Source organism: Bradyrhizobium sp. Bra64, assembly GCF_024519875.1.
Taxonomy (GTDB): Bacteria; Pseudomonadota; Alphaproteobacteria; order Rhizobiales; family Xanthobacteraceae; genus Bradyrhizobium; species Bradyrhizobium japonicum_G.
In genome coordinates this window covers 153,306-165,669 of the sequence record NZ_JALJRD010000009.1, presented here as the reverse complement: position 1 = coordinate 165,669, position 12,364 = coordinate 153,306, and the positions used below count along the sequence as shown (strand labels likewise).

The window sequence follows — 12,364 nt, the reverse complement described above, 5'->3', positions numbered from 1 at the left end:
CACGCCCCAAATCGGCCAAGTGACCGGTCAAGTGCGCCCCAAGACGCTGCTAGTATGGCCTTATCGTGGCCACGGGCCGCACCCCCGGCCCGGTTCTCACGCGAAAGTGCGTCACAATTCCTGGGTCACGCAATCTTGGTCACATTGGGTCTGGCTCGATCGGGCCTGCCTGATCGCGTTGGCCCGATTGCCCGGGCTTACATCGCCTCGTAATTCGGGCCGCCACCGCCCTCCGGGGGAACCCAGGTGATGTTGCCGTTGGGGTCCTTCACGTCGCAGGTTTTGCAGTGGACGCAATTCTGGGCGTTGATCTGGTAGCGCGGGCTCGCCCCCTCCTCGACCCACTCATAGACGCCGGCCGGACAATAGCGATTCGAGGGACCGGCGAACACGTCGTGCTCGGAGGTCTTCTGGAGGTTCATGTCCGTGACCTTGAGATGGACCGGCTGGTCTTCCTCATGATTGGTGTTGGACAGGAACACGGACGAGAGCTTGTCGAAGGAGATCTTGCCGTCGGGCTTCGGATAGGTCCTGGGCGCGTGGCTTTTGGCCGGATCGAGCGTGGCGCGATCGGGCTTCGCATGCGACTGGGTGCCGAACAGCGAAGCGCCGAACAGCGTGTTGCACCACATGTCGAAGCCGCCGAGCGCGACGCCGAGCACGGTGCCGAACTTCGACCACAGCGGCTTGACGTTGCGGACCAGGAACAGATCCTTGCCGACGGAGGACGAGCGCCACGCGTTCTCGTATTCGACGATCTCGTCATTGGCGCGGTCGGCGGCGAGCGCCGCCGCGACATGCTCGGCGGCGAGCATGCCGGTGCCCATCGCATTGTGCACGCCCTTGATGCGGGGCACGTTGACGAAGCCGGCCGCGCAGCCGATCAGCGCACCGCCGGGGAAGCTGAGCTTCGGCACCGACTGATAGCCGCCCTCGGTGATGGCGCGCGCGCCATAGGCGAGCCGCTTGGCGCCCTCGAAGGTGCCGCGGATCGAAGGGTGCGTCTTGAAGCGCTGGAACTCGTCGAACGGCGACAGATAAGGATCGTCGTAGTTCAGATGCACGACGAAGCCGACGGCGACGAGATTGTCGTCATAGTGATAGAGGAACGAGCCGCCGCCGGTCTTCAGGTCAAGCGGCCAGCCGAAGGAATGCTGGATCATACCCTTCTGGTGCTTGGCGGGATCGATCTGCCAGACTTCCTTCAGGCCGATGCCGAACTTCGCCGGCTCGCTGTTGGAATCCAGCGCGAACTTGGCGATGAGCTGCTTGGTCAGGCTGCCGCGTGCGCCCTCCGCAAACAGCGTGTACTTGCCGAGCAATTCCATGCCACGGGTGAAAGAGTCCTTCGGCTTGCCGTCCCGGCCGATACCCATGTCGCCGGTGGCGATGCCCTTGACCTTGCCCTCCTCGTCATAGAGCACCTCGGCCGCGGCAAAGCCCGGATAGATCTCGACGCCGAGCGCTTCCGCCTTTCGTCCCAGCCAGCGGCAGACATTGCCGAGCGATCCGATATAGCAGTGATGGTTGTGCATCAGCGGCGGCATCATGAATTCCGGCAGCTTGATCGCGCCGCCCGCGGTCATCCAGTAGAAGCGATCCTCCTTGACCTGCGTCTTCAGCGGGCAGTCGGAATCCTTGCGCCAGTCCGGAACGAGCTTGTCGAGACCGGCCGGATCGATCACGGCGCCGGAGAGAATATGCGCGCCGACCTCGGAGCCCTTCTCCACCACGACGACGTTGAGATCGGCATTGAGCTGCTTCAGCCGGATCGCGGCCGACAGGCCCGACGGGCCGGCGCCGACGATGACGACGTCGAATTCCATGGATTCGCGCGGGGGAAGTTCTTCGGTGCTCATCTGATCTCAGCCCTTGAGACGGTCCTTGGTCGATTGCGCCCTCTTGTTTCCGATTTTTCCGGGTAGGACAACCTCGGAAATGCATTTCACTGGGATGCAAGGCGGCCCAAGGTGATATAAAAGTCGGACTTTCCCATGATCCCAGAACCCGCCCCCACTGTCCGCGAGCTTCTTGCCTTCTATCTGGAGGCCGGCGTCGATTGCGCGCTCACGGAGGAACCGCTCGACCGCCTGGCGGAATTGGATACCCCGCCTCCGGCTCAGCGCGCGGCACCGCCGGCCGAGGCACCGCGGCCGGTTGCGGCTCCGGCGGTGATGCGCGGCGAGGCCGCACCTGCGCCCGACGTCGCCATTGCGTCCGCACGCGAGGCTGCGCGCACGGCGCCGACGCTGGAGGCGCTGCGCGAGCTGATGCAAGGTTTTGAGGGCTGCGCGCTGAAGCACACCGCGACGCGGCTGGTATTCGCCGACGGCAATCCGCAGGCGCGCATCATGTTCGTCGGCGAAGCGCCGGGGCGCGACGAGGACATCGAGGGGCTTCCCTTCGTCGGACGCAGCGGCAAGCTGCTCGATTTGATGATAGGAGCCATAGGCCTCAACCGCACCACCGCCTATATCGCCAACGTCATTCCGTGGCGGCCGCCGGGCAACCGCACGCCGACACCGCAGGAAACGCAAATCTGCCTGCCCTTCATCCAGCGCCAGATCGAGCTGGTGAATCCCGACGTGCTGGTGACGCTCGGCAATCCCTCGACGCAGACGCTGCTCGGAACGCGCGAAGGCATCATGCGCACCCGCGGACGCTGGTTCGACTACGAGACGGGCGGGCGCACCATTCGCGCACTGCCGACGTTCCATCCCGCCTACCTGTTGCGCTCGCCTTCGTACAAGCGGCTGGCCTGGCAGGATCTGCGCGCGGTCGCGAAGGTGATGGCGGGCGCGTGAGGGGCAGTATGCCCTGTCCCCGTCATTGCGGGCGAGAGAGCACGCGAGCGGCTCAGGTCCCCTTCGGCCGCACGATGGCCCAGCCGATGCGCAGGAGCTGCTGGCGTCCGGTCACCAGCCATTCGAAGGCGCGGGGGACTTCCGGGACGATGCCGGGAAAGCGCGCGAGGATTTCGGGCGGCGGAGTACCGGCCGTGTCGGAGGCACGCCAGACCACGACGCCGCCGGTCTCGCTGAATTTGGCCTGATTCATCCACGGCGTGCGCGCGGGCTGGGCATCGATGAAGAGATGCGGTCGGCCGGAATGCAGCGCGATCAGGCTCGCAAGCTGGGTCTCGCCGGCGACCGCGCGCAGGCGATGGTTGGTGCGGCGGGCAAAGCTCTCGTCGAAGAAATCCGAGATCGCGCGCGCCGGCATCGAGGTCGCGATCTCATTGGCGCCCGTCCAGGGCAGAAACAGCACGGCAAGCACGACGCCGATGGCGGGCGCGACGACGGCGGCGGCCCACACCATCCGCAGCATGCGCGCGCGGCGCATCGCGATGAGATCGCCGGCCATTACGACCACGGCAAGTCCCGACATCACGAGCACGACGCCGGCGCCGCCAACGACGGATTCGAGACCGAGCAGGCCGGAGATCAGGACCGCACCGAGCGCCGGCGCCAGAGCGAAGAAATAGACGAAGTTGCGCGCGAGCGGCTCGACCGGTGGGCGGTAGATGATCGGCGCCTCCTCACTCTTCGGAACGAACAGCCCGGTGTTGAGGAAAGTCAGCGCCGGGATCGCCGCGGCGCCGAGCGCGAGCCCGCCGAGCAGCCAGGCCGCGTGCAGCGCGCGGGCGTTCAGCTCGGCAATCTCGGGCAAGCTCGGCATCACGAGCGTCTCGGCGCGCATCAGCCAGACCGCATAGGGCAGCGCCAGCACGGTGACGACGATCAGCGCGAACAGCGGATCGAGCGCGCGCAGGGTCCGCCGGCCGCCGGCGGTCGAGAGCGCGAAGACGGCGACCAGCAGCAGGAGGAAGATCGCGGCCGGCGTCGTCAGCAGCAACAGGCCCGCCTCGATCGACCAGGCGAACCACGCGTTGCCGCGGCGCTGGCCGATGATCTGCCAGGAATGCAGCAGCAGCAGCGCCCAGAGCGGCCGCGCCAGCACCAGGGGGCCGAAGTCGAGCGCGGGCGAGGAGAAGGCCAGCACCGTCATGGTCAGCAGCACGGCGAGCACCGCCTGCTGCGAACCGACCACGGCGCGGGAGAGATGATAGAGCGTGACGAAGGTCGCGATCTCGCAGAGCTCGGCCAGGACATAGACGCCGAACATATGGCCACCGGCGGCGCGATAGGCGATGTCGGCGAGCCAGACCGGCAAGGGCGGGCCCAGATCAGTACCGACCTGGTATTCCCGGCCGAACGCCAGCAGCGTCGCAAGGGTGCCGGGCGGGCTGCGGTAGAACACCAGCGCCACGAACAGCCACATCGCGGCCTGGAGCAGCACGGCGATCCACACGATCAGCCGCGGCCGGGCGCGAATGAGCTCGATGACCAGGGAGGTAAACCGCATGCATTGCCTGAAAGATGCAGCCAACCCGTCCAGCCGGCTCTATTCGCTCATGTCTGTTTTGATAAAGGGCGCTGCGCGTCGTGGCAACCGCGTCTCGTCTAGAGATTCGCCGGCAGGTCGGCTTCCACGCTCGTCTCCACCTGCACCTCGACTTCGGTGACGGTGAACAGGTCCTGCACGGGCTCGACCGTCCAGGGCATATGCTTGGCACGCGCCGCCGCGACCGGGGCAAAGAAGCTGCGGTGGTGGACGGTGGGACCGAGGCGGTCGAGCGCGTCCAGGTGCTCGGGAACGGCGTAGCCCTTGTGCTGCTCGAAACCGTAGCCGGGGCAGTCCTGCGCCAGGGCGCACATCAGGCGGTCCCGCGTCACCTTGGCGATAATCGAGGCCGCTGCGATCGACAGCACGATGCCGTCGCCGCCGATCACGGCCTCACAGTCGCAGGAGGTGTCGAGCCGGTCGCGGCCGTCGACGAAGACGTGACGAGGCGGTTCGGGCAGCGCTCCCACGGCACGCTTCAGAGCCCACAGCGAGGCGCGCAGAATGTTGTCGCGATCGATCCGCGAGCGCGAGGCGACGGCGACCGAGACCTGCGCGGTGGCGCAGATCTTGTCGAACAGCCTTTCGCGCTGCTCCGCCGTCAGCCGCTTGGAATCGTCGATGCCGCGCGGGATGCGGTCGGGGTCGAGAATTACCGCGGCCGCCACCACGGGACCGGCGAGCGGCCCGCGGCCGGCCTCGTCGCAGCCGGCGACCGGCCAGACGCCGCGCTTGATCAGCGCCCGCTCGCGGCGGAAGCTTGGCGCGGCCTTCTTGACTGGCTTGTTGGCGGACTTGTCCCGAATCATGGCCGGGATCGTGCGCAAGCGACATGGCCTGCGCAACCGGGAACCTCGGACAATTCCCGTTATTCAGATCAGCCGCCCTACTCGGCCAGATGCACCCGCCGGTCCTCGCCGACCTCGATGCCGGGCGCGACCACGACCTCCCAGGGATGGCCGTCGGGATCGGCAAAATAGCCGGAATAGCCGCCATAGTCGGTCTCATGTGCGGCCTTCAGCAGCACCGCTCCCTTGTCGACGGCGAAGGCCAGCACGCTGTCCACCTCGTCGCGCGCGCGACAGTTCCAGGCGAGCGTGATGCCTCGGAAGGTCGATGGCCTCGGCTGGTCCGGCAATTCGGCATCGGCCGCGAGCTCGCACCACGGAAACAGCGCGAGCACGGGGCCACCGGTATCGTAGAACGCAACGGCATCGCCAGTTGCCTTCAGTCGGCGCGAGAAGCCGAGCGCATCGTAAAAGGAGATGCTGGCGCGGATGTCGCCGACGCCGAGCGTGATGACGGTGAGCCGCGGCACCGGGGCCGGAAGTTTTTGACTCACGCTGAGCCTCCGTCCACTTCCCGCTCAGAACAGGCTGAGCTGATCGCCGTTCCGCTGCGGCTTGGCAAAATGGTCCGTCGTCAGCCTAGAGCGCCGCTTGTTGAGACCTAGCCTGTCGCAGGCGATCTCGAAGCGGCGGCCGATGGTCCAGGCCATCGGTCCGGTGCCCTTCATCCGCTCGCCCCATTTCGCATCGTAGTCGCGGCCGCCGCGCATATCGCGGATCAGGGTGAAGACGTGGCGGTAGCGGTCCGGATAGTTGGCCATCAGCCATTCGCGGAAGAGGTCGCGCACCTCCAGCGGCAGCCGCAGCAGCACGTAGGAAGCTTCCTTGACGCCGGCATGGGCGGCGGCATCCAGGATGCGCTCGATCTCGGAGTCGTTCAGCGCGGGGATCACGGGCGCGACCATCACCGTTGTCGGGATGCCGGCCTCGGAGAGTTGCTTCAGCGCCTCCAGCCGCTTCGGCGGCGTCGACGCCCGCGGCTCCATGGTGCGCGCCAGCTTCGGATCGAGCGAGGTGACGGAGATCCCGACCTTGGCGAGGTTGCGCCTGGCCATGCGCGCGAGAATATCGATGTCGCGCACGACCAGCGCCGACTTGGTGACGATGCCGACGGGATGGCCGGCGCGCTCCAGCACCTCGAGAATGCTGCGCATGATTTTGCGCTCGCGCTCGATCGGCTGATAGGGATCGGTGTTGGTGCCGATCGCGATCATCCGCGGCTCGTAGCCGGGCGCCGCAAGCTCCTTCTCGAGCAGCGAAGGCGCCTCGGGCTTCACGAACAGCTTCGACTCGAAGTCGAGCCCCGGGGACAGGCCGAGATAGGCATGGGTCGGCCGCGCGAAGCAATAGACGCAGCCGTGCTCGCAGCCGCGATAGGGATTGATCGAGCGGTCGAAGCCGATGTCGGGGGATTCGTTGCGGGTGATCACCTTGCGCGAGGTGTCGACGCCGACAATGGTCTTGAACGGCGGCAGCTCTTCCAGGCTCTGCCAGCCGTCGTCGAAGGCGACGCGGGCCTCGGCCTCATAGCGGCCGCTGGCGTTGGACTGCGCGCCCCGCCCTCGCCTGCGCTGCTTGTCGATGGCAACAGCGAGCTCGGGAAAATCGGAAAGCGCACCCGCCGGCTCGGAGGGCGCCGTGACCGGCGGGTGCTTGAGAGCATGAGAGGATGCTGGACTCATGAAGCCAAGATAGCACGCCGAAGGAACAAATCAAGAACGTAAACAAAAAACTGCAAAACAACCCCATGCACAGTAGCCGCCTAAATTTGCGGCGGGCGTCCTTGACCTCACGCAACACGCCCGTCGTGTCGATTTCGTTTGATGCAGGCCAGGGATCAATCGCCGCAGATCAATGTTGGTGACAATCGCTGGGTGAAGGTCGGCAAGAACATGACAAATCAACGACAATCGGCCGCGGCGAGCGGCGACCTCGATCTGCTCGATCGCTACTGGCGCGCCGCGAACTACCTCTCCGTCGGGCAAATCTACCTGCTCGACAACCCGCTGCTGCGCGAGCCCTTGCGGCCCGAGCACATCAAGCCGCGTTTGCTCGGCCATTGGGGCACGACGCCCGGCCTGAACTTCATCTACGTCCATCTCAACCGCGCCATCCGCGCGCTGGACCTGAGCGTGCTCTATGTCTGTGGCCCCGGCCATGGCGGGCCGGGCATGGTCGCCAACACCTATCTCGAGGGCAGCTACAGCGAGATCTATCCTGATATCGCGCGCGATACGGACGGGTTGCGCAAGCTGTTCCGGCAGTTCTCCTTCTCCGGCGGCATTCCGAGCCACGTAGCGCCGGAAACGCCGGGGTCGATCCACGAAGGCGGCGAGCTTGGCTACGCGCTGGTGCACGCCTATGGCGCGGCATTCGACAATCCCGACCTGATCGTCGCCTGTGTCGTCGGTGACGGCGAGGCCGAGACCGGCCCGCTCGCGGCCTCCTGGCACTCCAACAAATTCCTCAATCCCGTCCATGACGGCGCGGTGCTGCCGATCCTGCATCTCAACGGCTACAAGATCGCCAACCCGACTGTGCTCGGGCGGATGCGCGACGAAGAAATCCGCGACCTGTTCCGCGGGCTCGGCCACGAGCCGCTATTCGTCGAGGGCGACGATCCCAGGCTGATGCACCAGGCCATGGCCGATGCGCTCGATGTCGCGTTCGCCAGCATCCGCTCGATCCAGCAGCACGCCCGCGACGGCCGCAACAGCGTCGAGCGGCCGCGCTGGCCGATGATCGTGCTGCGCAGCCCGAAGGGCTGGACGGGCCCGAAAGAGGTCGACGGCAAGAAGGTCGAAGGCTTCTGGCGTGCGCATCAGGTGCCGGTCGCAGGCTGCCGCGAGAATCCGGCGCATCTGAAGATCCTCGAAGACTGGATGCGCAGCTACGAGCCGGAAAAGCTGTTCGATGCCGGCGGCGCACTCATCCCCGAGCTCCAGGCACTGGCGCCCGAAGGCATCCGCCGCATGGGCGCCAACCCGCACGCCAATGGCGGCCTCCTGAAGAAGGAGCTGAAGCTGCCGGATTTTCGCAGCTTTGCGGTCGAGGTACCGCAGCCCGGCGCCGTTACCGGCGAAGCAACCCGCGAACTCGGCAAATTCCTGCGTGACGTCATCCGCCTCAACGCCGAGGCGCGTAACTTCCGTATCATGGGCCCGGACGAGACCGCGTCAAACCGGCTGGACGCGCTGTTCGAGGCGACCGAACGCGTCTGGATGGAGCCGATCGAATCCTACGACGTGCATCTCGCGCAGGACGGACGCGTGATGGAAGTCCTGAGCGAGCATCTCTGCCAGGGTTGGCTGGAAGGCTATCTGCTCACGGGCCGGCACGGCTTCTTCTCCTGCTACGAGGCCTTCATCCACATCGTGGATTCCATGTTCAACCAGCACGCCAAATGGCTGAAGGTGACGCGGCATCTGCCGTGGCGGCGCCCGATCGCCTCGCTCAACTATCTGCTGACCTCGCATGTCTGGCGACAGGACCACAACGGCTTCAGCCATCAGGATCCCGGCTTCGTCGACTTCGTCGCCAACAAGAAGGCCGATATCGTCCGCATCTATTTTCCGCCGGATGCCAATACGCTGCTCTGGATCGCCGATCACTGCCTGCGCACCTATGACCGCGTCAACGTGATCGTCGCCGGTAAGCAGCCCGCGCCGCAATGGCTCTCGATGGAAGCAGCGGCCCCCCATTGCGATGCCGGCATCGGCATCTGGACCTGGGCCGGCACGGAGGACGCGAGCAGCGAGCCCGATTTGGTGATGGCCTGCGCCGGCGACGTGCCGACGCTGGAGACGCTCGCCGCCGTCGACCTTCTGCGCAAGACGCTGCCCGATTTGAAGATCCGGGTCGTCAACGTCGTCGACCTGATGACGCTTCAGCCCAAGGAGCAGCATCCTCATGGTCTTTCCGATCGCGACTTCGACAGCCTGTTCACGCGCGACAAACCGGTGGTGTTCGCCTATCACGGCTATCCTCACCTGATCCACCGGCTGACCTATAACCGCACCAACCATGCCGGCCTGCATGTCCGCGGCTTCATCGAAGAAGGCACCACGACCACGCCGTTCGACATGGTCGTGCTCAACGAGCTCGACCGCTATCACCTCGCGATCGAGGCGATCGAACGCGTGCCGGGCCTTGCGACCAGAGCCGCGCCTGTGAAGCAGCAGTTCCGCGACAAGCTGATCGAGCATTCGCGCTACATACGCGAGCATGGCGAGGACATGCCCGAGATCCGCGACTGGGCCTGGCCGGGCAAGACGGGCTGACATCATGCCGGCGTCGGCCTCAGTTCTCGTCCTCAACTCCGGATCGTCGAGTATCAAGTTCGGCCTGTTCGATATCTCGGCGGCCGAGCCCGTCCTGCTCTGCAGCGGCCTGCTCGACGAGCACGAGGCCAAGCCCCGGCTCGTCGTGAAAAATCCGGCAGGCGAAGTCCTGTTCCAGAAGCTGAGGGAAGCGTCGGACACGGACAGCGGTCATCTGTTCGCCGACGTGCTCGGCTTCATCGAGGACCATTTTGGCAAAGGCTGCTTGCGTGCCGTCGGCCATCGCATCGTCCATGGCGGACCGGATTATTCAGGGCCAGTCGAGCTGACGGAAGAGGTCACCGCGCAGCTGGCGGCGCTGACGCCGCTGGCGCCATTGCATCAGCCCCGCTGCCTCGCGCCGGTCCGCACCATCAGAGCGATCCAACCTGCGCTGGCGCAGATCGCCTGCTTCGATACCGCCTTTCATCACCCCCTCGCGCCGCCCGCGAGCCGCTTCGCCATACCGAGGCGCTTCGAGGCGCGCGGCATCCGGCGCTACGGCTTCCATGGGCTCTCGTTCGAATATGTCGGGGGCCGTCTCGCCGGGATCGCGCCGGACCTCGCAGCCGGCCGCACGGTCATCGCACATCTCGGCAATGGCGCGAGCCTGTGCGCGCTGCGCGATGGCTGCAGCGTCGACACCACGATGGGACTGACGCCGCTCGATGGCCTCATGATGGGCACACGCTGCGGCACGATCGATCCCGGCGTGCTGCTCTATCTGCAACAGCACGACAAGATGTCGGCCGAGGCGGTGCAGCACCTGCTCTATCACGAGTCCGGCCTGCTCGGCGTGTCCGGGCTTTCCTCCGACATGCGCACGCTGCTCGCAAGCAGCCAACCCGCCGCGCGCGAGGCTATCGATCTCTTCACCTTCCGCGCAGCGCAGCAGGTCGCGGTGATGGCGAACACGCTCCAGGGACTGGATTGCCTGGTCTTCACCGGCGGCATTGGCGAGCATGCGAAGGAAATCCGCAGCGAGATCGGCAAGCGGCTCGCATGGCTCGGCGTCCGCATCGAGGCTGCGGCGAACGACGCGTCGCGCGAGCGCATCAGCACGGGCGACAGCACCGTCGGTATCTTCGTCATCCCAACGAACGAGGAGTTGATGATCGCGCGCCATTGCGCGGCGGCGCTGCAGCAGGCTCAGTGAATGCCGGTATAGATCTGGAAGCAGCCGATCGCGACCTCGATCACGATCAGCACCACCACCGCGATTTCGAGGCGGAGCGAGCGCTGGGTGTCGATGATGTCGGTGAGCGCGTTGGCGGTTTCCGACACGGCCGTGAGCTTGCGCTCGAGCGTGTCGAGGCGCTCCTTCAATTCGTACTCGTCTTCGAGACGGGCATAGAGCCGGTCGAGCTCGGGCTTCTCCCAGAGCACGTCGGGTTTCTCGGCCACCGCGACACGGCCGGCGACGCGCTGCTGGACCAGAAGCGCATTGCCGATCAGTTGCAGAATGCCCTTGCGCCGGGGCGGCGTGCGGCCCTGCTCGGCAAGCGTGCGCGCAAAGGGCTCGATCACGTCGAAGACCGCGGCGACGCGCCGCTCGTCGCGCGCGAGCGAGGTGCTCTTGGCGAGTGCGTCCGCGATCAGCAGCAGCCGGTCGTCGGAGAATTTGGCGAGGCGGATCGGGCCGCCCGGCTGGATCGCCTCACTGCTTTCGTCCTTGCAGAGCTGCGCCTGCGCGATCTCCTCCTCATGGGGGCTGAACTCGCCGATGACGCGGGGCTTCAGGCTGTCGATCAGCACCTTCTCCTCCGAAGGGAGGAGACCGATCAGGACGACGACGCCGTAGCGGAAGATCACAACGAGGCCGGCATGGACGCGAAAGGCAGCCGGCGTCGAGGAGATGGGCGGACCGATCTCGAGCCCGGAGGGATTGATGCGTTCGCCGAGCATCACGGCCCGAATCCGCAGGGTCGGCGCACCATCCGGCTTGGGAGACGCGGCCGGCACATTGACAGCAAGTTGATCGGCGTTCATTCGAAGCCTCGTCTGATTGCACGTTTTTCCTGATCCGGTGCTCGTTCTCTATCGCATCCTCGCTTTGCAGGATTGCGAACGGCCCCGGGCGGCGCGCAATATCGCGGCAAATCTCCGGATTAATACGGTCAGGACGCGTTGGGCGCCGAAACATTCGGAAATATCGCCACCCCGCGCGAGACATATTTGGATGCGATGGCTCGAGCGGTTTACCATCGAATACCGAAGCACGGCCGAAAAGTTGCACTCGGCGACGCCTCGTGTTTATGACAACATCATAACAAGCTACGCTTCTCCCGAAGTGCAGACATCGAAGCCGTAATCATGCTGAGCGTCATCATTCCGACCGAAGGCGTCGAGCAGACGGCGGTCGCAACTCTGGCCGCGCTGGTGCCCGGTGCCGCTGCGGGCATCATCCGGGAAGTGCTCCTGGTCGACGGCACCCGCAACGGCGTCATCGAGCGGGTTGCCGACGTCGCAGGCTGCCGTTTCATCGGCTTCGAGGGATCCTCGCAGGGTGCCGCGCTCGCCGCCGGCGCGCTCCAGGCCCGTTCACCCTGGCTGATGTTCCTGCCCGCAGGCGCCGTGCTGGAAACCGGCTGGATCGATGAGACCACCCAGTTCATCCAGAGCGTCTCGAGCAGCGGCAGGGACCGTGCGGCGGTATTTCGCTATGCACGCTCGCCATACGCCAATACCGGATTCCGCGACATCCTCCAGGCCGTGACGCGCAAGCTGGTCGGCCCGTTCGGCGATCAGGGACTCTTGATCGCCCGCGATCATTACGACCGGATCGGCGGGGGT

At 65.8% G+C, this 12,364-nt stretch carries 9 protein-coding genes and 1 pseudogene; 4 read left to right on the top strand and 6 right to left on the bottom strand.

Annotated features, from left to right (window positions below):
* Nucleotides 1–197: 197 nt before the first annotated feature.
* A complete protein-coding gene (locus tag NR187_RS24465; RefSeq protein ID WP_211386782.1) occupies nt 198–1,859 on the bottom strand; it encodes an electron transfer flavoprotein-ubiquinone oxidoreductase in 1,662 nt (553 codons plus the stop codon).
* A gap of 135 nt (nt 1,860–1,994) precedes the next feature.
* On the opposite strand from NR187_RS24465, the gene NR187_RS24460 reads away from it, so the two are divergent.
* On the top strand, nt 1,995–2,804 hold the full coding sequence (locus NR187_RS24460; protein ID WP_211386783.1) for a uracil-DNA glycosylase family protein: 810 nt from the start codon (nt 1,995–1,997) through the stop codon (nt 2,802–2,804).
* Between the two features lie 52 nt (nt 2,805–2,856).
* On the opposite strand, the gene NR187_RS24455 is transcribed toward NR187_RS24460, so the two are convergent.
* From NR187_RS24455 to NR187_RS24440, 4 genes are all read right to left on the bottom strand, one after another.
* Complete coding sequence (locus tag NR187_RS24455; protein ID WP_211386784.1) at nt 2,857–4,365, bottom strand: glycosyltransferase family 39 protein; 1,509 nt, start codon at nt 4,363–4,365, stop codon at nt 2,857–2,859.
* 98 nt (nt 4,366–4,463) lie between these two features.
* Complete coding sequence (locus tag NR187_RS24450) at nt 4,464–5,213, bottom strand: ribonuclease HII (RefSeq protein ID WP_211386785.1); 750 nt, start codon at nt 5,211–5,213, stop codon at nt 4,464–4,466.
* Nucleotides 5,214–5,290: 77 nt separating this feature from the next.
* Nucleotides 5,291–5,746, bottom strand: coding sequence for a VOC family protein (locus NR187_RS24445; protein WP_211386786.1), 456 nt, complete (start codon nt 5,744–5,746; stop codon nt 5,291–5,293).
* Nucleotides 5,747–5,770: 24 nt separating this feature from the next.
* Entirely contained in the window at nt 5,771–6,934 is a 1,164-nt protein-coding gene (locus tag NR187_RS24440) for a PA0069 family radical SAM protein (protein ID WP_211386787.1), read from the bottom strand.
* 210 nt (nt 6,935–7,144) lie between these two features.
* On the opposite strand from NR187_RS24440, the gene NR187_RS24435 reads away from it, so the two are divergent.
* Complete coding sequence (locus NR187_RS24435) at nt 7,145–9,532, top strand: phosphoketolase (protein WP_256807961.1); 2,388 nt, start codon at nt 7,145–7,147, stop codon at nt 9,530–9,532.
* 4 nt (nt 9,533–9,536) lie between these two features.
* Nucleotides 9,537–10,727: an acetate/propionate family kinase gene (locus tag NR187_RS24430; protein WP_211386788.1), complete on the top strand. Its 1,191-nt coding sequence runs from the start codon at nt 9,537–9,539 to the stop codon at nt 10,725–10,727.
* Here the strand turns inward: NR187_RS24430 and NR187_RS24425 are convergent.
* The gene (locus tag NR187_RS24425) at nt 10,721–11,560 is read right to left on the bottom strand and encodes an RMD1 family protein (RefSeq protein WP_211386789.1); all 840 of its coding nucleotides are present in this window, start codon (nt 11,558–11,560) and stop codon (nt 10,721–10,723) included. The two genes, NR187_RS24430 and NR187_RS24425, sit on opposite strands and share 7 nt — an antisense overlap.
* 324 nt (nt 11,561–11,884) lie before the next feature.
* Between NR187_RS24425 and NR187_RS24420 the strand changes: the two are divergent.
* Nucleotides 11,885–12,364: pseudogene (locus NR187_RS24420) on the top strand (glycosyl transferase); the annotation flags it as partial.